Below are 22,511 nucleotides of genomic sequence, written 5' to 3'. Positions count from 1 at the left end.
CAAGGCGATGCGCGCCCCGCCAATGCGGTTCCGAGCTTCAGGAGATAGCGAGCGAGCTAGAATGAAGTAACGCCGATGCTCCCTTCCGCAGGTCGTCCCGGGCCGCCTCCAGATAGGCCGCACATTCCTCATCCTGCTTCTTCAAAAGCTGCTCTGAAAACAGTTCGCGACGACCCTCATCCAGCACCGTATCCAGGTCGGATACCGCGGCGCGTATTGGGAAGAATCCGGGATCATCCTGGTGTTCCATACTCCTGCGTAGCTGCTCAATCCGACGAAGATCGGCTAGCTTTGGAACATCACGCACTAAAACTGCGCGAAGCAATTCTCGCAATGCCTCTAGTGATGCATCGTTATAGTCCTGGCGCATCGTTTTCCTCGAGAATGGTTTTGAGATCTTGTCTTTCGCCAGTCGCTAAGTTTCGCTTTGATCAGAATCCAGGGCCTTAACGAGCATGATGCAACCTATTGTCGACAGCACAGAAATACTTCGGTGGGCAGCGCTAGCTGGCGACGATCCGAGGCTTCCGTTTGAGGCTGAAGTCGGACGCAAATTCGCGTGCTTCGCTTATTCGGACTATTCCGCCCTATTTTTGGCTGAAACCATAGACGCAGCTCGGTCCTGGTCCGCGAAACACGAGCTTAGACCGTTCGCCATGTTCTTCACCATTCCCGATCCCTCAGAATATCTTACTGAGTCCGGCTCCTTTGGAGGATTGACCGCCACGGGCGCGGACGATCCGAAGGACATCCTGTCATTCCTGACCCACGACAATCAGCAGCGGGCGTTCTTGTCTCCATATGACGTGTCACACCGCTTTCTTATCGTTCCCGAGGACCGCAGCTGGCTATGGATCGGAGACCGGGATGCAGATCTCGCGATCTTTGGGTTCTCCATCGAAGCGCAGAAAAGCGAATTCTCCTCAACTGCCACCTTCGGTACGTTCGCCACACTTGATGAGGCGGCCGCTCACGCAATGACTTTCATGAGTTACCCACTAAGCAAGGCGTGCTTCAAGGGTCAGTAAAATGCGCAATCCGAACCTACCTGCTTATATTGTCTGGGTGAGTCAGTCATCGGCACAGCGATCCCCCTAGTGGGTGGTCCGCACCGGGCGGCATTCGGTTACCGAGCAAGAAATCAGCACCTTATGGTCCGAGCACTCCGCGATGAACTCGTCTGGGGCCGTTCCACTGTGGACGTCGCCACAGCCAAGCCGTTCGGACATCTTCTGCGTAGACAGAACGGCTGTCGCCAAGTCAGCCCTCGGTGCTGCGGATGCCGGCGGCGCAACGGCAACCGGGGTCGGAGCGGCGACCGAATCCACCGGAGCTGGCGCCTGACCTGCAGCGTTGGATTTGATCCGCATTTGGCCCGAATGAATGAAGCGAAGCTTCCCGTGCGCGGAGGCCGATAGCCAGTGAGTTTACAGGCAACTGACATACAGCCTCGCCGCCCCGTCAGTTAGTCGCCTCAAAATCGCCACCCACGATCCCTAGCGTACAGGTCTGCCGAGGACGCGCGCCTGTTCGACGGCGCTCGTCGCTCCAACACAGCGTCATGCTGCCGCATGACACCACAGAGGGAGGTCATATCGATGGACCAGCACGATCGCACGCGCCGCCACCTCACGCGCTCATGGGCGCAACCGACCTTCCTGTTCCTTGGCGTGCTGTTTGCCACGTCCGTGCAGGCAGCGCCGCACTTCGTAACTTTCATCAACGATTCGGACCGGACGGTGACGTCCATCGAGGCCGCTCCCGCAGGGACGCACCGTTGGCATGCCCTTGATCTAGGTGGCCCATTGATCGGCGGAAGAAGCGGCCAAGCCGCCGTCCGCTTCGATGACACAGAGGCATGCAAGGAAGACCTCTCGGTCACTTATCGCGGGATGGCGCCATTGACGATTACGGGATTCGACGTCTGCCGCACCGACCGCCTTTACTTGGGGAAGGCTCTGGCGAAAGCCATGCTCCGCTCCGCGCGGGTTCCTTGATTCCTTGTGGTTGAACTATGGCTCGGCAAAGCGTAATCCCGGGAACGACGAATCGCCGCCCGAAATACTGACACGTATGGAATCTATGGTCCTGTGTACTCGTAGTGAGTCATCACTGCATGCGCCATTGCACGATGATCGTAGAACACCACATACGCTTCTCGCACTCGACTATTCGTCTCGAGTTTTCCGACGGAGTTGCATGCCGCAGGAACAGGCCCAGGCGGCCGCTCGGTCGTTTGATCGATGCACGCGCCTGCCCCCGGCAAATCCTGGGCAACTGTCAGGCCTACGCTTCGGGCAAACCGTTCGAAGTTGCCGCGGGAAGTCGGCAGGTCAGGCGCGCTATGGTATCTCGCGGCGAAAGAAGGTTCACCGTTACGGCCAGAATATCCACTCCGTGACTGCGCTTGATCTACTGCAAATGCATTGAATGGAATCGCGGTCGCGCAAACGGAAGCCATCGCAAACATCAGCTTAAGCATCATTTGTCGCATCCTAGAGATGCCAAACAGAAGTCGCCACTAAGATTGTGTAGAAGTACGAAAAACGGAAGGGGCTGCACGTGCAGACCTTTCCGTTATCTGCATTTTTTTCCAGGCAGTTGGCTTGACATCACGCGGGTTCGCTTAGACATCTACAATGCCCAGCTCCGTGACGACTGATCGAGCCCCGAGTCATCCAGAAGGAAAATTCTTCAGCCATAGACCTCCGCCCAAGTCCCGAGCGGAGACCAAATTACTTTCCAAACTCATAATCATCAAGAAGACGCTGAAAAATTGCCCTCTCTTCATCGTTCAGGGTTCTATCGTCGCGCAAAGCGGCTACACGCTCAAATTCCTCGTCGGTCTCGATAAATCCTCGCTTTAGAACCTTCCCGTTTTTTCGAGACATCCAAGCGCTCACCAAAGCGACAGATGGCGCACCAGCCTCGGCAAGCTTGCGATCAACTTCCTGTCTACGTTCGGGAGAGGCGCCTTTCAAGAACGATAACAAGTCGGAAATTCCTTGCGTCACAGACTTCATGGCGTCAGACGCGCTCTTGGCCTCCCAGCGCTCAAGAACTGCAGCCGGATGGTCTTCTGCGGGAAGCCCCCGAATGTCCAGCAATGAGTCGACAAGGACCAAGCAGAACGTCTTGAGTGCCTCATATGAAATCCCAGAACCCTTGGTCACGGCTTTGCTCCTGGACTTCCATCCGCAAGAGGGCCGCCAAACTGCTGAGTTGACGACCCCATGTACAGATCACGAATCTGATTGAGGAAGGCTCTGGCAAAAAACCATGCTCCACTCCACCCGGCCCCCCGGTTCCCTGTAGCTGGACTAGTTCGTTAGTGCCACACCGAGAGCCCATAGGCGCGAGGATCAATCCCCGCTACGTTGGCGTGGACACGGTGAAGCATTCCCATAAGCAACCGGACTTCTTCGGAATTGAACCCATCAAGCGCTTTTGATTGCTTCGACACCCTCCGGGCCTGGCTCCGCCGCATCATCGAGCAGCTTCCGCGGCGTCACATAACTTGCAACTGGTACGAGTTGTCCAGATCAAGGGAGCGGAGGCTGCAGGATCCTAGGTGAACGATTCCGAGCTTACCGTAGTCTTCGACAAACGTACCGGTCAGACGTACCCGCTTCCTATCGTATCGGTTGACATCTTTCATGATGCGCCCCGCAGACAACAACGTAATACACGCATTGCCGGCGTCATTGTCTTTACCAGGCATTTTTTCCAAAAGAAAACGACGCTCAAATCCAACGTCTACATATCCCTCGACCGTGACGACGCGTCCATTGAATCTCCCCGGATCCGCCAAGAGCTGAGACGGTGTTACAAGAGGTAGAGATGAAGGAGGAGCCAACAGTTGCTCGGCAGAGCAACCCATCGCAAACATACAGAAAAACAGGACCGATAAAGGTTTCATGAGACCTAAGGCGACGAGGAGTTCAAGAAATTCTCGATGTTTCGATTCAGATTTTCTTGTTGCAGGCGCACCTCACGTGGGGTCATCGAACCTTCGATCATTCGAAACTGTAGATTACCAGATGCCAGTTCGCTTACTCCGACCCTACCAAGGCTCACTACGACATTCGGAATCCCGGGACTCATAAGCGGACCGAAGTCACCAATTCCTTTCGTATCGCTAACCACTCCGTCCGATCTGCCATCGATATGCCCATGCATAACGGCCACTGCACCTTCCGGCACCTTGGCCGAGGCGGTGTCCTTTGTCGCCGATTGAGTTGTCGTCGCATTCGCTGCACGTTGCGCGGTTGCCTGCCCATCGCTATTGACAACGACAAAACCAAGCTTCTCAACCTGAGGCTCACCCTTGCGCACCGCAACCATCGACTTGTTGTCGACCACAAGCGTACCCAGCGCTGGGGACAATGTGATGTTCCTGTCACCTTGGCGAGCCGCCTGCGCTGGCGAAAGATCCGCTTGCAGGCATACGGATGCCTTCTGCCCCGGGCATGCTGCCTTTCCGCTTGGATCGATGTTCGCCACGGGATTCAAGTTCGCATAGCTATAGCGGGCAAAGCTAAAAGCGTCACCTGCCGCAGATCCAAGTGGATCGACCGATAAGAAACGCCCTAGTATTGGATCGTAGTATCGAGCTTGCATATATATCAGCCCCGTATCTACGTCGTTAACATGTCCCGTGTATCCTGGCCCTTGCTCCGGCGCACCAGCTACTTGGCTGCCGTAAGGCCGATAATCAGCCGTCGACAACACAGTGCCAGCAGCATCGGTTGTCGCTAACACGGTCCCTTCCGGGCTGGTGTAGTAATACGTGACCACCTCTGCGGCATGCAGCCGACCGGTCGCCATCAACAGTCCGAAGAACAGACCAAGAAAACGCACGGTCGTGCGCGAACACCACGTCGAACTCACCGTAGTCTCCCCTGTCACGGCCATGCCGAGCATCGCATCGCGAGCACGCGACTGCCAGAAAGCCCCCATTCGCCATCCCCTGTCGAACTGCTGGTCGAGACGAAACCGTCCGATCTCATTCCGTACTCTGTGTCGCGGGTTATACGACCATGGCGACATGAAGCGCAATAGTTTGCGAATCGATCGAATTAAGGCCCTTATGACGGCCCCCACCTACAAGCACTTTCGCGAATCCTCGTGCCGAATATGCGCATTGCCCTCACGAACCTGCATGACCAAGTTGTCCGCGGAACGGTACAGCTAGCGTCCAATGCGGTGTGTTTCAGCGTCCACTCCACCGAACGCACGGTATATTCGACACCCGAGATCACCGTCCATGGACTGCTTCGATGCCCTCGTTTTTCCGCTTCGCGATTCAGACTCTCACGGAACGTCACTCCGAGGTCTGGTCTTTCTATGGCAACAATAAACAGGGGTGCCTATACGCCAATCGGGCCTCCATGAGCGGATGGCTCAAGATCAGTTTTCATGGCTCCGGGTTCTGCCACATCAAGGCTCGAGATTCCCCGGGTGCGAAGGAAGAGAGGGAGCACGCTTGGCGCGCACCGGAAGCGGAAGGGACAAGGCCGGTCCATCTCATGCGCATGATCTACGATCTCAATCGGCAACGCGCTTCATTGCCCCGCGACGACCGGGTCAAAATGTTGTTCGAGGCTTGGGGCGGCATAGGGAGCGTGCATCTGAACGTCTACGCCGGGCCCATTGGCGAGGTGATGGCGTTGCCCGACCACAGCACGACGATTGGCGACTTCTCGCTTGGCACTTCTCGAAGAATCGTGTTTGCCCTGGAGATGGGGCCTCCGCAAATGGCGGTGCCGGAACCTTTATCGGGCATGGCTCTTCACTGGGATCCCGCGGAAGTCTCTGACCAAGCCCCTTCACGAGTCAAAAATCTGATGGCCGTTTGGTATAGCGCTCCGGAGCATGCGGGAACCTTGACGCTGGTGGAGTCGTCGGCAGCCGAATTCCTGCTCTAGGCGCACGACGCAAAGGGCCCGCGGTTTGCTCCGTTAGGCGCTCGGATATTGCGAATCGTCCCCGACTAGCTCCTCTTGGTTAATCCGCTGGAATGTTGGTTCGATTGAATGGACGGACCGGCGGTGGGTAGCTCCTGACGGACCTGACCCTGATTCCGTTCAAGTTCCTGCGAAACATGGCCGATAATGGGTCATCAGTGCGAGACAGGGGATGCCATGGCCACCATCACTGCCCGGTTCGACCTCGGCATGTTCCCGCCGACCGCCGTCATCGCAGCATCCCACCGCTTTACGGGTGCGTACAGCGTGCGCATCGAACGTAACGACGACATTGCCATCGTCACCCTCACCCCGCGCGGTGAGCCACTGCGTGGGGTCGAGGATGCGCTCCACGACGCCGTGCTCGATGAGGCGCTCCGGGAGACGGTGCGCGAACGCACCCAGGTAGTCCACGACACCCTTGTCCGTGCCGCCTACGCTGGCGTACAGGCCGCCCGTCCGTGAAATTCCAGGCCGCTGATGCTTTCGGCAACACGGCGCCCTATGCCCTGCTCCCGTTCCGCTTCCGACGGCTGCCGTTCGACCGGGAAAGGATGGTCGTCACAAACCTCGCCGGCGACTGGCTGATCTGCCGGGCTGACGATCTCACCGCCCTCGTCAATGGAAAACTCGACCCCGCCCATCCCCTAATTGCGGATGCCCTCGCGCGGTCGTTGATTGCCGGGGACGCGGAGCGCACAAGTTTCGCCCCGCTCATCAGCCAGATGCGGACCAGGAAGGCGTACCTTGCCGGGGGGCCGAAACTGCACATCTTCGTCGTCTCGCTGCGCTGCCACCACACCTGCACCTATTGCCAAGTGTCCCGCGCCCCGGTCGAGGGCAGCGGCTTTGACATGGCAACAGGTGCCGGCGAGCTTGCCGTCGAGCGACTCTTCGAGTGGCCATCCAAGGAACTAACGGTCGAGTTCCAGGGCGGTGAGCCATTGCTGCACTTCGACCGCGTCCGCCACCTCACGGAAGCCATCGTTGAACGGAACAAGACCGAGGGCCGTACGCTGAGGTTTGTCATTGCCTCGACCTTGCACGATCTGACCGACGACCAGCTCGCCTTCATGCGGGAACACGGCTTCGCCCTGTCGACTTCCCTGGACGGCCCGGAATGGCTGCACAACGCCAACCGGCCACGGCCGGAGAAGGATTCCCACCGGCGCACCCTCGAAGGCATCGAACGGGGCCGGAGGGCGCTTGGCGACGATGCCGTCTCGGCACTCACCACGCTCACGCGGAAGACCACCGCGCCGAAACCCGCTCCGGTAGGCGAGCGAAGGTCAACGTAACCGTGGGAGAACGGCGTCATCAGTTGGGAGAGCAGGAGCTGGCCGTAAGTCTCCACGAGCGGGTAAGCGCCCTCGTTTACAGCAAGGAGGTGGTCGAGGGCCGCACGGTAAAAATAGACGAAGTCCTCCATCGGTTAGCCGCTGCGCGCCTTCGTCCTCGCTGCAAAGCCGTAATGGCTGAGCGGGCGAAGCGAAATGGCGTGAAAGCCCCGACGACGGTATTCGTCGATGATTTCGGCAGGATGCGCGAGACTCTACGACTTCGACGGCCAGGTCTACCCCTCCGACGAGGCGCGAATGCTCGCTGCCATGGGTGAGCGCGGGTTTGCCATCGGCACCGTCAAACAAGATATCGGGACCTGGCTTTCGTCTCCTGCCATGGGCCGCATCCTGAAGGCCGGTGTTGCCGAATCCCTGCCTACCTGCGCCGACTGCGCCTACGTGCCCCTCTGCGGCGCCGACCCCATCGACCACTTCGCCCGCCAAGGCAATGAACTGGGCCATCGTCCGACAAGCGCCTTCTGCACTCGCCAGATGGGGCTATTCGACCTCTTCATCGAGCAGTTGGAATCCGGCAGCCAGAGCATGCGTGCCATGCTCGAGTCCTGGGCGCTCGCACCCTTGGCAACGGAGGCCGCATGACTGCGCGCCTCGATAGTCGAGCCCGGATGGAGGGATTCTCTGCCACGGGTCTCTACAAGATCGTTGACCTTGCCGGGTTTGCCACATCCCGCATTCCGCTCGAACACCTTGTGCTCGACGTCCGCGACCCACGGGTCGAACCCCACGTTGCCACGCTGTCGACACTGCCCTTCGCCGGCCTCCTGACGGACAACGTACCGGAGGCCTCACCCCTGCCCTGGATATCTGCACAGGGCCTCGGTATCGAGCTCGGTGCAGGCGATGTCGTCGAAGTCGACCCTGCACGCAGCAAGCTCGCACGGCGCTACCAGAGGGGTGCCAAGGGCAACGTGCTCTTTGCCACAGAGCGCTGCAACTCCTTTTGCCTGATGTGCTCGCAGCCACCGCGCGAGGTCAACGATAGATGGCGGGTCGATGCGATGAAGGCTCTCATCGAGCTCATCGACGACGACGCCCCCATCCTTATTGTGAGCGGTGGTGAGCCCACCCTACTGGCGATGGGCTGGTGGATGTTCTGACCCATTCCATCCAGATCGCTTCCCTCACCGTGGGCGACTCCACTGGGTAATCCATTCCTCGAGCAACCGGAAGTGCGAACGGCCGTGCTCATCGAAGCCAACTGGTCGCAAAGGGGGCTCCGGCCATGGGCGTGTGGGCAGGCGCCTCCGACATGGCAAGTCGGTACATGTGCCCTGAAGGGCGTCAGCGAACGGACTGGACCACAGGCACGAGGGCAAGGGTGAACCGGGGTGGCTCGCCACGTGTGGCCTGCACATACTCGGACCTGACCCGGTAACGCCCTGGTCGAAGTGACAGGACACGGGACTCGGCGAGACTGGCGACTTCCAGCTCCCCTTTCGCACTGATTTCCAGCATGACTTCTATCGAGCGCACGGCGTCCGGTGACGACTCAGGAAACGCGTCTTCGACGATGATATCGACCGATGAGGCCCATCCTGTATTGGTCACCGTTAAACGGAGAGCGCTCTCCTCCCAAGTGACCGCAAGAAACGTCGATGGACACGGCAGACCTTGCGGCCAAAAATCGTCATATCAAAGCTCTCAGTAAAGCGAACCGTCCTACCCAGCTAAGACCACGCCGCTCTCTGGTCCAAAGAAACGTGTGAACACCTCGGCCGCTGCAGGGCGTGCCGTCAGAGCTCGCATATCAACGAGCGGGCCGCTACGGCCTTCGGCCACCGCCCGAGGGTCTCCCACTGCTATGTTGAACGTCCGAGCACGAGGTTTTACCTTGTTCGGACCCATGCCAATCACCTACGCCCATGCCCTGTAGCCGCGGCGCCGCCCACCCCGATCGCGCCACCAGCCTTCGGCTGTTCGCGAGCTCAGCGGGCCATTGCCAGAATCCCAATTGCCTGAGCCCGTTGTTTGCCGAGACGGGATCCGCCACGGTCCACTTCGCAGAAATGGCCCACATCATCGCGGCAGTCGACGGCGGTCCGCGAACGAACCCCGGGCTGGCTGCCGCAGAACGAGGTGCATTTGAGAACTTGATTCTTCTTTGCGCCAACTGCCACACCGTCATCGACAAGGCGCCCGACGACTTTCCAGACGCGCGAGTCCAAGAGTGGAAGCAAGTCCATCACGAGCGGATCCAGCAGGCATTCGGACTCCTGCCGTATCACGACCGCGCCCATGCGCGAAATGCAATAGAACCCTTGCTGCGCCAGAATCGCCATGTCTTCGAACAGCTCGGACCGGACAACGACTACCATTACGATCCCGAGAGCGAACTAGCCTCGGTCTGGCAACGCAAGATGTTGTCTGTGATTCTGCCCAACAACCGAAAAATCCTCGCAATTGCGGACGCCAATCGTCACCATTTATCGGCGGACGAATACGGGTCGGTTGAGGCGTTCCGTCAACACGTGGACGATCTAGAGGCCAAGCACGTCGCCGGCGGCAACGCTCCGGCAAGCCGATTTCCTACCGCTCTACGTGATTTGTTCGATTAGCGCTACGAAGGGCTCCATAATCATGACCATAGCCACATGGGTAGCCGAGCGTCTGAAAGATGCCAAAGACGTCACGGGCGTCACTGTTCTCGCGGCGAATGTCATCCAAGTCTCTCGATCGGAGCGCCCTCCGTTTCTCGCGGGAATCGTGGGGGAAATGAGGGTTGACAGTGAGCATATCGAACCATTGGTCGGCGGCAAGCACGCTGTCGAAATCATCGCAAATGTTCCCAAAGGTGCGTTCTGGACGGGCGGCGCCCTCTCGCTGGCTCGCCAGCATCAGATCGCCACAGGTGCGTTTGGCGACCTACTGCGCGTGCTTTCGCTTGCTGATGTCCGCAGCTTTGTGCCGTCTGAAACCGCTTTTATCGAGCGAGGCCTGCGTCAGCACCGTCGCATTGCAGGATTTGATCGTGTCCACGATCGGCTTTACCGGATCCGACTTCGCAACGAGGATCAGTCTGAAGTGATGGCGGTGATGTTAAACGAATACGAGATGACGGCTGATCACGTTCGCTCAGCCCGCGATCGATACGGGCCATTCTCAATCGTGGTGAAGACCAATCCAAATGGGCGACCGACCACGTCGGCGATCAACGTCGCAGGCCAACTGTCAGCCGAGATTCTGATGTGGGGCGAGCTTCTTAGTCACCTGAACTCGCTATGAGAACGTTTCGATGTGATGCGTTCGCGACACCGTTGCTTGACGCCATTGCCAGGGCGAGAGCGAGCATACCGTCAGTGCGGTGGTTCCTGTTTGGGTCCATCCTCACGAGTAAACGACCCGTGAGCGACATTGATCTGCTTGTGATCTATACCTCGGACAACGAAGCTTTCCAAGTCCGGAGTCACTTGGCCCAGGTGGCGGTGGAGATCCCGGTTCACCTGCTCTTTATGACGCCGGAGGAAGAAGGTCAAACCGACTTCATCAGCGTTACCGGAGCGGTTGAGCTCAGGTAAAGGGATTTCCATTGTATGCGGTCCATTCGCTTGCGTCGCCAATTCAATTCCACGGGAGAAACGGGTGGGGGCGCCCATCCGTTAGTCAGCGCCGTGCCATCCTGACAAACTCAATCGTTGGGCACCAACGTATGGACATGAGCCATGATGCGACCCGCAAGATTAAAGACATCACGCCCTGCGATTTCGTGCTTCTCGGAAAGCGTAAAAACATCTTCCTGATGCGCATGCGCCTTTGTCCCGGGATCGGGATATCGCCCCGCCCACACCACGAAGTGGGTCAGCACCTGCAGAACGGCGCGATCCTTTTCCGACAGGTCTGGGATGAACTCGGCCAACGCGTTTAGATCATGGCTACGAAACGCACGCTCGCGCACCATGAACTCGTCGACACCCAAACGGATGATCGTCATTGCCTTAAGAGCCACTTCCAGGCTGTAGCCAACGAGCATCAGCGCGACCGCGCAATATTGACTATCGCAAATGCCGCGCACTTCGAAGGGCATCGTGTCAAAGGATGGCTCAGTGCGAATCACTGTGATGGCGGCCTCGGTAAGCGCCTGTGCCTGTGACAACCACAGCATCGGCGCCTTTAAGTCCTCCGGTGAAGGCGGCTTGGTAGGGTCAGCTTGTCCTCCGTTAATCTCTTGGAGGGTTGCCCAGCGCGTCCATGCGAGGGCCGCATAGCCAGCAGGGTCTTGCTTGAACTTTTCGCGGTTGGGCAACAACACGTCCATCGTGAGAGGTTTCCACGTCGAGTGACAGGGCAATTTGCCATCCTTGTTCATGGGATACTGTAGAGCCTCGCCCTAAAGCGGCTTCGGAAAAGCTTGAACAACCTGCCCCGCCAGAACTGACAACGGCGAAGGCGCGTCAGTCTGCACGCGCTTCACCGTCCGGGAAATGGATCGAAGCCCGTCGAGATCAACGGCTGGGCCCCATCTCCGGCCCCGCCATACGGCAGATGCATGTGGCTCTTTAGACCGTCGGTGCCGCCACCCGCCCTGAATGAGAATTGTCTCATTGACCAAAGGTCCGGGTGCGTGTATCGGAGCGTAAGGAATGCTCGCAAACTCCGCCGTGGGTCACGGTTTCTCACCACCATCCTTGCTGCCGCCGCATGGTTCGCTTATCACCGCGACGCCGGGCGAGACCGCCCGGCAACTGATGTCTTGCCTTCCATACAAGGAGTTGTCAGATGCGCATACCCAGCCTCTCTTCCCTCATGGCGACAGCCACCTTCGCCCTGTCGCTTACCCTCGCGTTTGGATCCCTGTCCCCGGTTTCCGCCTCCCCCGCCCAGACAGCCAGTGAAAGCGCCCGGGTCATTGGCGCCGAGGAAGACCTCCGCCACCTGCTCGGAAACCGATACGCGACGTTCGAGCGCAACTTTACCCAGACCGCCAACCCGGTGCTGTTGAAAGATGGCGGCCTCTTCATCGACGGCTGGCGGAGCGGCGCGCCCCTCGCCCATGCCGCCGCGTTCATCCACTATCCGGACGGGCGCACCTTCGCCGCATGGTTCGATGAGGAGACGGGCCACATCACCTACGTTGGTGATGGCCCGGTCCATCCGGCGATCGTGGTCTGGGCACGGCGCTTCGGCCCGACCATTGAGGTCCTCCCCGCATCGACGCAAACGCGAGCCCATGTGCAGGCACCCGACATCGTCACCCTTGCCGATTCGCCCACGGCCGAAGATCAGGTGGAGCTGCGCAAGGTCGCTGCTTCCATCTGGGGCCAGAGCCTCGCATCGAGCTGGGACATGAATGCCGAAGTCGGTGACATCCTCGGCACGGTAACTCATGAAATCATGGAATGCTCCGCCGCCTTCAGTCTCGTGCCCAAGCCCGTCGGCTGGGTCCCGGGCTGGTCGTACATCGCAAAGAGTGCCCTGTCGGTCGTTGCATACATCACCGGCGTGTCGTCTGACCGGGTGTACAAGACGTGCGTCACTGCCGCAGCGCTCAACTGGCGCAGCGCCATCGAGCTGGCGTCGGCCGGAATCTAGAAAAATGGGGGAGTTCTTCGCTTTCCTTGCCGGCCTCGTCACCGACTACGTCGGCCAGGTGGGGGGACGTCGTGCCTGGTGGATTCTCGGCGCGGTGGTTGTCGTGCTCATTGTCGTTTTCGCGCTGGTTGCCGCGCGGCATTGAAGGTCACCTGCAGATGGATCCATCACGCGTTCCGCCTGCAGGTCCACGCCGCTCAGAGCAGGTAGCTCACCGCCCCTCTCCGCTTTCATGCCAGCGAGCAGTAACGCGAGCGCAGAAGTCCATCATTCGCTGGACCCGACGGCGCTCCCGTTACATCTCCTCGACGCCACCTAGCCGGAGGCGGCTCGAGGTCGTGCTGTTGCTGGCCACATGAACCATCTTCCAACGCAGCCTCGTCCTTCCTGCTTCAGCAGCGGCCGCTTCCAACCGCCTGCCCGAGGCCACGATTGCGTCGGCCAGTTCCCTTCGCGTCCTGGCCATTCGATGCTTCCGTCAAAGATACAGAGCTAACGCAAAATGCCAGTTCGTCAAGTGGGCAACGAAAACTTTGCCACCCATCCGACGTTGCCGCACCGACGTCCGTGGGCTGCCTCGCTGGCAGGGCTGCCCCTCTAGGCAAAAGCATCGGGGTCTGGCGCGACGAGGTAGTCCAGCTTTCCGATGGCGTCGAGCACCTGCTGTTTCGGCGCGTCCATACCGTACGACGTGTGGTGCTCATCGTCGAGTTCATGGCCAACATATGCAGCACGCAGTTCGGTGACACCGACAGCCTGCAGCGGCTGGATGACGGTTTTCCGGAACGAAGGGAAGCCCAGCTTTCCGACGTCGGGTTGAGGCAGCACAAAGCCGCAGTGTCTGGCAAAAGCCTTCGACGACTAGTCCCCGCACGTGATGGCACCCTTTCCCACGCCTCGTGCACCGGGCGCTTCATGCCAAAGAACTTGCCAAACTCACTATGGCCAAACGCTTGATGACCGAAGTCTTCAGGATGGTGCCAGAGGCAATGTCCGCTGGCCATCCGTCAATGGCGCGGTCAATGCGCTTGGAATGTGACTTAGGCCAACGCTCAAAACGGAATATCGTCCTCATCCGAGGAGGCGGATGTCGCTACCGGCATCCGCTTCAGCCGATCCTCCACCGCCTTTACGAAGCGGACCGTGCTCGCCACATGGTTAAAAATCAGCAACGCCTCGTCGTAGCTCAAAATGGCGTTGTCATGCGCCAGGGAATGTTGGTTGCGCACGTGGTTGAAAGCTTCGAGGTTGGCGATGCTCGATTTCAGGATGCGTTCCGCCATGTCCGATCCGATTAGACCCTGGGCGCGAAGTGCTTTGACGTAAGCACCAAAGAGACCATTCAATGGAACACTGCGGTCGACGCTGATCTGGCGGCCCTCGCACAACGTCCTTACATACTTGACCAGGAACGTGTGCAGGCGATCGAGGCCCATCTCTGGTTGGTTCTTCTCGATGCTGTCCCGTGCCGATTTCGCAACCGCTTCAAAATCGCGGTCGTCGGTGGGCGCACTGATCGCGTCGAGGTCGACAACCGGTTGGTCGAGCGATAGGCGCGAAATGATGGCACGGACGTCTTCGACCAGATGCGCATCCTTACTGAGGATCTTTGCGTCCGCAGCGTGATCCAGCAAAGCGTTCAGGCATAACGCCACGACACCGTTCGGCTCCTGCGCCCAGAAACTGCGGAGACGGTTCGCCTTCGAGGTGCCCATGGACCGATACTTCGGCTGGTCAATGTCCTTGCCCACGAACTCATCAAAGAACTCGTGGAACGTCCGGTCCGAGAAATTCAGGACGTAGCCGCTGCCCATGTCGAGCAGTTGTTCGAGTTTACGGCGTTCCCGCGAGTTGATATCCGACACGTTCGCTCCAAACGGGGTGCAACCCCAGCACCGACGGTAAAAACCTTAGCCAGCGACGGGCGCCGATGTTATCGGCGCTCGGCGGTGGCATCCCCTTCCTCATCCTTGCCCGGCACGATCGCCGCCAATCCCGCCTCGATATCGAGCCCATGCGTTGCGGCCAGAATGGCAACGTAGATGCCGAACACGCCCCGCAGTTCTCCCAGGGCCTGGCTGAACTCCCAACTCGCGTAGTGCCCATGGTCGAAACCGTGTCGGACAACAGCGCCGTCTTCCGGGCCCACTGCATCGAGAAACTTCCGGCATGCGGCTCGCATCGCACGAAGGCTTTGCGTCAGCTGTCCGTCACCGGTCCGCTTCCCCAGTTCGCCGGTCAGAAACTCTCGGATGCGGAGCACCGATTGAACTCCGTGGGACGGCACTTCCATTTCCGACGGGACATAGAGCACCCGACGATCCTCCAGGAACGCCAGCACGCGACGTGCTGCGGCGCGCTCCGCCTCAGGAGGGGTCCACTGGATTCCAAAGGCCGGAACACTGAACCTGTAATGCGTGACAGCGCTTCCTGGAACTTCATGGCTCCCCCCTGCGTCGGACTGACTGGCCCAATTTTGCTCGCTTGTGCTTGAGCCTGGCCGACCGGCAAGCGCCTGTTCGATCTCCGGTGGCCCAAGTGACCAGATCCGTGCTACAGGCCTGGCACCAATCCTGGAGTTGGAACCCGTCTAGCCGGACCACGCCCCGTTCGGCCGCCGTCACGTAGTTCTGAGTCCGGCCAAGCCGTTCCCCTAACTCGCCCTGCGTCAGCCCGGCACGCGTTCGGATGGCACGAAGTGTGGCGAGGAACGCCTGATTTTCCGGCCGATAGTGCGACTTTGGCGCCCCCCCGTCGGCTTCACTGTCTGGTGCCATGGCCTGCTCCGAAACTGATCGGGCTCCAACCCTATGACGCATAACCAAATACACAGTCTTTGTGTTTTTGCTTACCCTACGTTTGAGCGGTCGATTTTAGTTTCGGCTCGCCAAGGAGGGATGGGCGACGCCTTGGTGACTCAAACACTCCGGCCCCTCCCCAGAAGCTGAGCCCGGCCGGCGCCACAACCACGGGTGCTACCTTCGACCCGTCAGCCCAGTCCACGGAGGGGCATTGGGGCATCTTCAACACGTTTCGCCCGAGCGCATCCTTTCCTCGTGTCGCCCTGACGTTCCTCCGGTTCGGAGCCTATGAGCCGTGCGCGCCACGATCTGGCTCCATCTTCAATCCCGAATGACCGGGGGTAGCATCCGTCACGACGCGAACGGACGGTTGGGCCATTGGCTCATGTTTCCGTCGCACGGTCTAAGATTGGCCGCTATAAGAACGGCTGCCGCTTCCCAGGCCAACTGTCATTTTCCATCGTCTGTGCGAGATCCACCGAACCCAGCCGGCGAACCGACGAAGCAGCAATAAACTGGGCTGCCAGGGCAAGTCTGACGACATCGAAACGCGTCAACCCTTCCGCCTTATACCGACTGTCCACGTAGTCCGGAAACCGCTTGACGACTTCGGAGATCAGAGCATCGTCCCTATGGGGCTTTACTTTCGCCAAGGACGCTGACAACACCGAAAGGTGGTGCTTAAACGCATACTTTTCGCCCAGGTAAGTCAACGTCCCTTTCAGCGACAACTCAGCGGTGAGGCATATGGGTTGCAGCACGCTATCCACGCCGGGCGTCGTAGGCAGGATCGTGCCGACGTCGGAGAGGTTCGAGGCTGCCATGTGCCAGAGATCTGCAGCGCCAGCGTGGGAGGACGCCAACACCTCCACACCATTCGCGAAGTCGTGCAGGTCAGCGAAGGCCAGAGCGGTTCCCGCAGCGATCTGCGGGTTCTCCTGGCACCACGACCACCAAGAGGCCTCGTCTTTGAACCCCACTGCCTGCCATGGCGTCACCGTCGACGATCCGAAGGCCACACCCAACGTCACCTTTCGCGCTTGGTCCCCCGACACCACTAATCCAATCCCCATTCCCGGCCAGGTCTCATCCGCATGGGGGAATAGCGCCCTATAGGCCTCGGTGATTTTCTTGACCTCGGGGTTGGCAAACACGCCCATCGAGAAGTCGCCGCCAAGCAACTCGACCGCCGCCCTAAGGGGCCGGGCGTGGGGTTTCACACCCGCCTTGGCATATTTAAGGTCGAGGGCGCGGAGATCGGCGCTGCTCCATGTGGATGTCATGACGGGATCCTGTTATCCATCGGACTTTTACCTGCGGGGGCCACGCGCGCCTGACGGGCATATGACGGTGGCGGACGCTCGATGATCGGATGCGGTGACAGACTTGCCAACCCAAATCCCGATTGCCAATTGGGGCTACATCACCCCTGCCTCAATACCCTCGCCCCAGCTTTGATAGGCTCAATTTTTTGACTAGGTTAGTTTCCCCTGCGCACGATCCAGGCTTGGGAGGTGCCCACCTTTCTCACTAACCACCGACGAAGGACTTGCAACATGCTGCACCAAGAAAGAGATTGGAGTTTGGTGTTTCTTCGGGTGAGCCAAGTGCTCATGATCGTTTCACCGTCGTCGTAGACCCAACGAGGAATGACGTTAGGGTGATGGGGGTCCCTTCCCAGAACACAATCATGGATGGAACTGATCGGTCTTTAAATGCCAGCAACAGGCCACCTATAAAGTGCGACCAACCGAAGATTCCAAACGCCGTTTTCGAAGACTCTCTAAGAGCCTGAAAAACAAGGGCGAGACGAGGCTGGCGGAGAGAGTGGGATTCGAACCCACGGTAGGCTTACACCTACGGCAGTTTTCAAGACTGCTGCCTTAAACCACTCGGCCATCTCTCCGTATTTGTCGCACCGTCTGGGCATTGCACCCACCCGGTTTGCCGCTTCGAACGCGCCAGGACCCCTGCCCCGGCGCGCCCGATTGTACCTCAGGCGATGACTTCGAGCCCCGCCATGTACGGCCGCAGCACCTCCGGCACCTCGATAGTGCCGTCCGGCTGCTGGAAATTCTCCATCACGGCGACCAGGGTCCGGCCCACGGCCAGGCCGGAGCCGTTGAGGGTGTGCACCAGTTCCGGCTTGCCCGTGGCCGGGTTGCGCCAGCGGGCCTGCATGCGTCTTGCCTGGAAATCCGTGCAGTTGGAGCAGCTGCTGATCTCGCGATAGGTGTTCTGGCTGGGCAGCCATACCTCGAGGTCGTAGGTCTTGGCGGCGGCGAAGCCCATGTCGCCGGAGCACAGCTGCACCTTGCGATATGGCAGCTTCAGTGCCTGAAGCACGGCTTCGGCGTGGCCCACCATTTCCTCCAGCTGCGCCATGCTGGTGTCGGCGGTGGCGATCTGCACCATTTCCACCTTCTCGAACTGGTGCTGGCGGATCATGCCGCGGGTGTCGCGGCCGTAGCTGCCGGCTTCCGCGCGGAAACACATGGAGTGGGCAGTCATGCGCATGGGCAGTTCGTCGGCTTCGACGATGCTCTCGCGTACGAGGTTGGTCAGGGCCACTTCCGCCGTGGGAATGAGGTAGCGCTTGCTGTCGCCCACCTGGGTGCCGAAGAGGTCTTCCTCGAACTTGGGCAGCTGGCTGGTGCCTTCCATCGCGCCGGCGTTCACGATCAGCGGCACGTTGTGTTCGAGGTAGCCGTGCTGCGTGGTGTGCAGGTCGAGCATGAACTGCGCGAGTGCGCGGTGCAGATGCGCGAGCTGGCCGCGGAGGACGGTGAAGCGGGCACCGGAGAGCTTGGAGCCGGCTTCGGCGTCGAGCCAGCCGTGGCGGGCGCCGAGGTCCACGTGGTCCTTCACTTCGAAGTCGAACGGACGCGGATGGCCCCAGCGGAGCAGTTCCACGTTGTCGTTCTCGTCCTTGCCGAAGGGCACGGATTCGTCGGGCAGGTTCGGGATGCCGAGGGCGATATCGGCCAGCTTGGCCTGCACTTCAGCCAGGGCGTGTTCGTTGGCCTTGAGCTTGTCGCCGATACCGGCCACCTCGGCCATCAGGGGCGCCACGTCTTCGCCCTTGGCCTTGCCCTGGCCGATGGCCTTGGAGCGGGTGTTGCGCAGGTTCTGCAGCTCCTGCGTCTCGGTGGAAAGCGCCTTGCGCTCGGATTCGAGGCGCTCGATCGTGGCCACGTCGAGGTCGAAGTTCCGGGCGGCGCGGAGGCGTTCTGCCGTTTCGGCAAGGCGGCCGCGCAGGAGGGCGGGATCCAGCATGTCTTGGCTTCCGTGGGTGTCGAATGCGGGATTATCGCAAAACGGGGCGGAAGCCGCTGGGTCCCCGCCTTCGCGGGGACGACGGTGGGGTTGGTCAGGACATCGGCTTTATCGTGGCGTTCGTCTTGCGCCCCAGCCACCAGCCCATGGCCGCGCCGGCCAGCAGCCAGCCGAAGGCCTGTTCCACCAGGTAGCCGGCGGTGAAGGCGCCGGGGAAGCGATACCAGTTCCAGAAGGGCACGCTCAGCGCCAGCCAGGAGAAGACGCCGAAGGCCAGGCCGATGCACAGGCCGCGCATCACGCCGAGGCCGGCGGCGCGGACCAATACCAGGGCGATCAACAATGCGGCCAGGGTGTCAGAGAGCCACTGGTGGAACAGGTTGCCCCCCATGGCGAGAGGGTCCTTGCCGTTCGGGGTGTAGACGATGAACGCGTAGGGATTGGCTTTTGCCTTCTCCGAATAGGTTTTCATCGCCTGGTCGTTGCCGTGCATGGCCGGGTCGAAGTGCGGCAGGACGTATATGCCGTGCTCGGCGGGAAGCCCTTCGCGAAGGGCGGCGAGCACGGTGTCTTCGTTGGTCGGCGCGCGCATGGAAAGCTCGCCCAGCGGCAGCACCATGTGCGCGAACGCACCCCAGAAAAACATCACCAGACCGCCGATCAGTGTCGCAATGGCGATACGCATGGTCCTCTCCTCCCCGGGATGGTGGCCCGAGCGTACGTCCGCGCGGTTTTCGCCGGTATCGGACTTTTGGCAGGGGGCCCTTATGTCGCCGAGGGCTCTTCCCCGCCTTCGGGTGAACACTTCCCGCGGCGGATGCGCGAAGTCTGCCAGATGCGGATCACCAGCAACCCGCCCGTTCCGAAATTCGCTACCAGCTCGCCGGGCCACACGTGGCCGTAGTCCATGTTCTGGAATCCGAAGATGGCTCCGAGCATGCCGGCCACGTTCACCAACGCGCCGGCAGCCAGCAAGGCGTGGCAGGCGCGCAGCAGGCGATGGAAACGGCGGTCGGTAAGCAGCCACATGGCGCTTATCGTCACCACCACATTGCACGCCAGGTTTGCGTACAGATAGAACGCGCCGTCGTTCATGGGCGATTGCCTCCGGTAAATCGTTCGATCAAGCGATTGGCCAGGGATTCGCCCTGCGTGTCGATGAGCCGTTGCAGGATCATCGTCACACGCAGGCCGAAGCACCCGATGAGGAACGAAACGCCGGCGTGCACTTCCGCCGGCGAGTCGGGAAGGAAGCGTTCTTCCAGCGCGGGTGCGAGGAAGATCGCCAGCATGGCGCCGCACACCACCTGCACCACGGCGCGCTTGCGCGAAGGCTCGTTGCCGAGCGCCACGGGAAGGAAGGCGCCGCCGATTGCCGCCAGCAGGAGCCAGAAGCGGGTGAAGAGAAGCACGGAGTCCATGGCCGTGGCCTTATGGGCTGGGCGATGCAGCCGGCTTCAGCTTGCCGGACCAGTTGCCCTTGCCGATGGTGCCGGTCGTGGCGAAGGCGATGCTGAGAACCTTGCCGTCGGCATCCGGCGTCAGCACGAACTTCGCATCCTGCAGACCCTGGCAGAACATGCCGCCGCTGGTGGACGTGCCGAACGTGTAGGTCAGGCTGGACGACTCCTTGCCGCGCTCAATCGGCACACTGCAGCGATATGGCGATCCGAAGTGGACGCTCGATTCGCTGAAGCGGAATTCCGCGTCCACGGTATTGAGGTTCTCGCGCTTCAGCGTTCCCGCCCACACACCTTCCGGATCCTTGGCGAAGGCCGCGGCAGGCAGCAGGAGGCAGATCAAGGCGGCGACGCCGAAGGCCTTTACGTTACGCGTATACATGGTGGTCTCCCTTACGTTGTGGATGGCACGGTCACGCCCGAAGGCGCAGCCACACCGCGATACCGGCAAGGCCGGCGAAAACGAGCAAAAGCAGCGCGGAGCCCAGGATCAAGAACAGGCGGGAACGCGGCCGCTTCGGTGGTACGTCGAGGCAGGCGATGAGTGCGCACTCCCATTCGGGCGACACGCGCAGGCGCGACAGGCGTTCCATCAGCCGTTCCTCGCCATGGGCAACGCCACGACGCGACCGTCGATCGATATGTCCGGTTGCCATGCGTCGCTCGCGCGGAAGGCCACGCGCATGCGGTGCTGTGCCCTCCTCCGGAACCACGTGCGGGGCGCTGGCAGCAGGTCGATCACGAGACCGCCGGTACCGGCGCTGCCGCGCTCGTAGCGCAGGCGGCAATCGAATTCCACGGACAGTTCGGTCACCAGCGGCACGTGCGGATCGCGGAACCAGTTCAGCGGGATCACGACGGATTCCAGCGGTGCGTCGAAGGCGGAATCGCGCGGCACGTCCACGTGCAGCGCCTCGCCGCCCGCGTTGACCACGGCGTACTGCATGAGGCGGCGTCGGCGCAGCGCTTCGTTGGCCGCTTCAACGGACACGCGCAATGCATACAGCAACTGGTTGAAGGTGCAGGAGGCCATGGCGCCTAGGCCTCCGCCAGCCAGACGGGCTTGCGCGGGAACCCCACGTGGTAGCAAAGCCACTGCATCACCACCTGGTGTTCGCCCAGCTGCAGCACGTTGAAGCATTTCTCGATACCGATGATGCAGCCCTTGGGCGTATCGGTAAGACAGCGGTTGAGGAGCTTGCGCGCGTCTTCGATCTGCGCCTCGCTGCTCATCTGATTCGGGTTGTCGCTACCGACAACCACGCGTTTCACGAACTTCACGTCGGTCAGGTCGAACATCCTCTTCTCCCGGAAAGAATCGCGACGGCCTCACGGACGCCGCGACGAGTGCGTGGAGCGGGTCGCGTCTTACGTCGTGCCACCGGTACCGCCGGTACCGCCAGTACCTCCGGTACCGCCAGTGCCGCCGGCCGGCGGATTGGTGTCGATGGCCGGCACCGGGGTGGGCGGGCTGATCCGGCGGGGCGCGCAGGCGGTCTGCAGGATGTCCATGACGCGGGCAAGGCCTTCCGGCATGCCGTTGTCTTCGGCGTGCACTTCCACGTGGTACTTGGCCGAGTTGTCGGACGTGCGGGTGTTTTCCTTGTGCGTCGCGACCGAGCCGGACACGTGCGCGGTGGCCTTGAAGATGCCCCAGCCGATGGACATCTCGGCGCCGAATTCACCCTTCTTGTCTTCGCTTTCCACCTGGCTGAAGGACGACTTCACTTCCATGTCGAAGGTGATGTCCACCTTCGTGACGCTGAGGTTGGGTACCTTCACGATGGCGAGCAGCGGCACTTCGAGTTCCACGTCTTCCTCGGCGATGCCACCGGCCTTGGTGGGATCGTCGACGGGACGCTTGAAGCGGAACTGCGCGGTGCGCGTGGCACCCACGCCATTGGGATCGTTCGCGGCCGGCGGCATGAAGCCGATGACCTTGATGAAATCCGCGGTGGCCTGGGCCAGCTTCACCTGTGCTTCGCAGGCGGCACTGAGCGGCGAGCCGATCAGGTCGCCCATGGGCAGACCCTTGAACTGGCTGGATAGATTGACGAGTTCGTCAGCCATGATGTGACTCCTTGTGGTGTTTGACGCGGCGGGCGACGTGCGCGCCGCGGT

At 60.5% G+C, this 22,511-nt stretch carries 29 protein-coding genes, 1 tRNA gene and 1 pseudogene; 12 read left to right on the top strand and 19 right to left on the bottom strand.

The window, feature by feature from the left end; all coding sequences use genetic code 11:
* Window positions 1–37: 37 nt before the first annotated feature.
* On the bottom strand, window positions 38–370 hold the full coding sequence (locus tag ACPYOD_RS03350) for a hypothetical protein (RefSeq protein ID WP_481300315.1): 333 nt from the start codon (window positions 368–370) through the stop codon (window positions 38–40).
* 286 nt (window positions 371–656) lie between these two features.
* On the opposite strand from ACPYOD_RS03350, the gene ACPYOD_RS03345 reads away from it, so the two are divergent.
* Window positions 657–1,028: a hypothetical protein gene (locus ACPYOD_RS03345; RefSeq protein ID WP_481300314.1), complete on the top strand. Its 372-nt coding sequence runs from the start codon at window positions 657–659 to the stop codon at window positions 1,026–1,028.
* A 570-nt stretch (window positions 1,029–1,598) separates the two neighbouring features.
* Entirely contained in the window at window positions 1,599–1,997 is a 399-nt protein-coding gene (locus ACPYOD_RS03340; RefSeq protein WP_481300313.1) for a hypothetical protein, read from the top strand.
* 738 nt (window positions 1,998–2,735) lie between these two features.
* Here the strand turns inward: ACPYOD_RS03340 and ACPYOD_RS03335 are convergent.
* Window positions 2,736–3,173: a hypothetical protein gene (locus tag ACPYOD_RS03335; protein WP_481300312.1), complete on the bottom strand. Its 438-nt coding sequence runs from the start codon at window positions 3,171–3,173 to the stop codon at window positions 2,736–2,738.
* 751 nt (window positions 3,174–3,924) lie between these two features.
* A complete protein-coding gene (locus ACPYOD_RS03330) occupies window positions 3,925–4,959 on the bottom strand; it encodes an RHS repeat-associated core domain-containing protein (protein ID WP_481300311.1) in 1,035 nt (344 codons plus the stop codon).
* A gap of 431 nt (window positions 4,960–5,390) precedes the next feature.
* On the opposite strand from ACPYOD_RS03330, the gene ACPYOD_RS03325 reads away from it, so the two are divergent.
* The 8 genes from ACPYOD_RS03325 to ACPYOD_RS03290 all read left to right on the top strand — a co-directional run bounded on the left by ACPYOD_RS03325 (window position 5,391) and on the right by ACPYOD_RS03290 (window position 10,842).
* Window positions 5,391–5,927 (top strand): hypothetical protein, encoded by a 537-nt coding sequence (locus tag ACPYOD_RS03325; RefSeq protein ID WP_481300310.1) that lies wholly within the window; start codon window positions 5,391–5,393, stop codon window positions 5,925–5,927.
* A 216-nt stretch (window positions 5,928–6,143) separates the two neighbouring features.
* A complete protein-coding gene (locus ACPYOD_RS03320; protein WP_481300309.1) occupies window positions 6,144–6,431 on the top strand; it encodes a hypothetical protein in 288 nt (95 codons plus the stop codon).
* Window positions 6,428–7,264: a radical SAM protein gene (locus ACPYOD_RS03315; protein WP_481300308.1), complete on the top strand. Its 837-nt coding sequence runs from the start codon at window positions 6,428–6,430 to the stop codon at window positions 7,262–7,264. The genes ACPYOD_RS03320 and ACPYOD_RS03315 overlap by 4 nt, the downstream gene beginning before the upstream one ends.
* A 228-nt stretch (window positions 7,265–7,492) precedes the next feature.
* Window positions 7,493–7,906 carry a hypothetical protein gene (locus tag ACPYOD_RS03310; protein ID WP_481300307.1) on the top strand — a complete coding sequence of 138 codons (414 nt, stop codon included), beginning with the start codon at window positions 7,493–7,495 and terminating at the stop codon, window positions 7,904–7,906.
* A complete protein-coding gene (locus tag ACPYOD_RS03305) occupies window positions 7,903–8,424 on the top strand; it encodes a hypothetical protein (protein WP_481300306.1) in 522 nt (173 codons plus the stop codon). Before ACPYOD_RS03310 ends, ACPYOD_RS03305 begins: the two co-directional genes overlap by 4 nt.
* Before the next feature lie 909 nt (window positions 8,425–9,333).
* Window positions 9,334–9,882: a hypothetical protein gene (locus ACPYOD_RS03300; protein WP_481300305.1), complete on the top strand. Its 549-nt coding sequence runs from the start codon at window positions 9,334–9,336 to the stop codon at window positions 9,880–9,882.
* A 22-nt stretch (window positions 9,883–9,904) separates the two neighbouring features.
* Window positions 9,905–10,549 carry a hypothetical protein gene (locus ACPYOD_RS03295; protein WP_481300304.1) on the top strand — a complete coding sequence of 215 codons (645 nt, stop codon included), beginning with the start codon at window positions 9,905–9,907 and terminating at the stop codon, window positions 10,547–10,549.
* Entirely contained in the window at window positions 10,546–10,842 is a 297-nt protein-coding gene (locus ACPYOD_RS03290; RefSeq protein WP_481300303.1) for a nucleotidyltransferase domain-containing protein, read from the top strand. The genes ACPYOD_RS03295 and ACPYOD_RS03290 overlap by 4 nt, the downstream gene beginning before the upstream one ends.
* Before the next feature lie 110 nt (window positions 10,843–10,952).
* On the opposite strand, the gene ACPYOD_RS03285 is transcribed toward ACPYOD_RS03290, so the two are convergent.
* Window positions 10,953–11,579, bottom strand: coding sequence for a hypothetical protein (locus tag ACPYOD_RS03285; protein ID WP_481300302.1), 627 nt, complete (start codon window positions 11,577–11,579; stop codon window positions 10,953–10,955).
* 461 nt (window positions 11,580–12,040) lie between these two features.
* Between ACPYOD_RS03285 and ACPYOD_RS03280 the strand changes: the two genes are divergently transcribed.
* Both ACPYOD_RS03280 and ACPYOD_RS03275 read left to right on the top strand, forming a co-directional pair.
* Window positions 12,041–12,853: a hypothetical protein gene (locus ACPYOD_RS03280; RefSeq protein WP_481300301.1), complete on the top strand. Its 813-nt coding sequence runs from the start codon at window positions 12,041–12,043 to the stop codon at window positions 12,851–12,853.
* Window positions 12,854–12,857: 4 nt separating this feature from the next.
* On the top strand, window positions 12,858–12,998 hold the full coding sequence (locus ACPYOD_RS03275; protein ID WP_481300300.1) for a hypothetical protein: 141 nt from the start codon (window positions 12,858–12,860) through the stop codon (window positions 12,996–12,998).
* Between the two features lie 452 nt (window positions 12,999–13,450).
* Here ACPYOD_RS03275 and ACPYOD_RS03270 read toward each other — a convergent pair whose 3' ends face one another.
* The 15 genes and pseudogenes from ACPYOD_RS03270 to ACPYOD_RS03200 all read right to left on the bottom strand — a co-directional run.
* The gene (locus tag ACPYOD_RS03270; RefSeq protein ID WP_481300299.1) at window positions 13,451–13,681 is read right to left on the bottom strand and encodes a hypothetical protein; all 231 of its coding nucleotides are present in this window, start codon (window positions 13,679–13,681) and stop codon (window positions 13,451–13,453) included.
* A 224-nt stretch (window positions 13,682–13,905) separates the two neighbouring features.
* Entirely contained in the window at window positions 13,906–14,718 is an 813-nt protein-coding gene (locus tag ACPYOD_RS03265) for an abortive infection family protein (protein WP_481300298.1), read from the bottom strand.
* A 68-nt stretch (window positions 14,719–14,786) separates the two neighbouring features.
* Window positions 14,787–15,377: a DUF6650 family protein gene (locus tag ACPYOD_RS03260; RefSeq protein ID WP_481300322.1), complete on the bottom strand. Its 591-nt coding sequence runs from the start codon at window positions 15,375–15,377 to the stop codon at window positions 14,787–14,789.
* Entirely contained in the window at window positions 15,292–15,630 is a 339-nt protein-coding gene (locus tag ACPYOD_RS03255) for a helix-turn-helix domain-containing protein (protein ID WP_481300297.1), read from the bottom strand. Before ACPYOD_RS03255 ends, ACPYOD_RS03260 begins: the two co-directional genes overlap by 86 nt.
* Before the next feature lie 440 nt (window positions 15,631–16,070).
* Window positions 16,071–16,937 carry a HEPN domain-containing protein gene (locus tag ACPYOD_RS03250; protein ID WP_481300296.1) on the bottom strand — a complete coding sequence of 289 codons (867 nt, stop codon included), beginning with the start codon at window positions 16,935–16,937 and terminating at the stop codon, window positions 16,071–16,073.
* Between the two features lie 533 nt (window positions 16,938–17,470).
* Window positions 17,471–17,560 (bottom strand) — tRNA-Ser (locus ACPYOD_RS03245).
* 89 nt (window positions 17,561–17,649) lie between these two features.
* On the bottom strand, window positions 17,650–18,930 hold the full coding sequence (gene serS, locus ACPYOD_RS03240) for a serine--tRNA ligase (protein ID WP_481300295.1): 1,281 nt from the start codon (window positions 18,928–18,930) through the stop codon (window positions 17,650–17,652).
* Between the two features lie 94 nt (window positions 18,931–19,024).
* The gene (locus tag ACPYOD_RS03235; protein WP_481300294.1) at window positions 19,025–19,615 is read right to left on the bottom strand and encodes a hypothetical protein; all 591 of its coding nucleotides are present in this window, start codon (window positions 19,613–19,615) and stop codon (window positions 19,025–19,027) included.
* 80 nt (window positions 19,616–19,695) lie between these two features.
* The gene (locus ACPYOD_RS03230; protein ID WP_481300293.1) at window positions 19,696–20,025 is read right to left on the bottom strand and encodes a hypothetical protein; all 330 of its coding nucleotides are present in this window, start codon (window positions 20,023–20,025) and stop codon (window positions 19,696–19,698) included.
* Window positions 20,022–20,351: a hypothetical protein gene (locus tag ACPYOD_RS03225; RefSeq protein WP_481300292.1), complete on the bottom strand. Its 330-nt coding sequence runs from the start codon at window positions 20,349–20,351 to the stop codon at window positions 20,022–20,024. Before ACPYOD_RS03225 ends, ACPYOD_RS03230 begins: the two co-directional genes overlap by 4 nt.
* Before the next feature lie 10 nt (window positions 20,352–20,361).
* Complete coding sequence (locus ACPYOD_RS03220) at window positions 20,362–20,772, bottom strand: hypothetical protein (RefSeq protein WP_481300291.1); 411 nt, start codon at window positions 20,770–20,772, stop codon at window positions 20,362–20,364.
* A gap of 31 nt (window positions 20,773–20,803) precedes the next feature.
* The gene (locus ACPYOD_RS03215; protein ID WP_481300290.1) at window positions 20,804–20,983 is read right to left on the bottom strand and encodes a hypothetical protein; all 180 of its coding nucleotides are present in this window, start codon (window positions 20,981–20,983) and stop codon (window positions 20,804–20,806) included.
* Window positions 20,983–21,423 (bottom strand): hypothetical protein, encoded by a 441-nt coding sequence (locus ACPYOD_RS03210; RefSeq protein ID WP_481300289.1) that lies wholly within the window; start codon window positions 21,421–21,423, stop codon window positions 20,983–20,985. Before ACPYOD_RS03210 ends, ACPYOD_RS03215 begins: the two co-directional genes overlap by 1 nt.
* A 5-nt stretch (window positions 21,424–21,428) precedes the next feature.
* A complete protein-coding gene (locus ACPYOD_RS03205) occupies window positions 21,429–21,689 on the bottom strand; it encodes a hypothetical protein (protein WP_481300288.1) in 261 nt (86 codons plus the stop codon).
* A gap of 153 nt (window positions 21,690–21,842) precedes the next feature.
* Window positions 21,843–22,460: pseudogene (locus ACPYOD_RS03200) on the bottom strand (DUF2589 domain-containing protein); the annotation flags it as partial.
* Window positions 22,461–22,511: the final 51 nt, after the last annotated feature.

It is taken from the genome of Luteibacter sp. HAY1-4A, from assembly GCF_056755355.1.
Note: the sequence above shows the minus strand (reverse complement) of the source record. Positions and strands in the feature narration are given on the sequence as shown.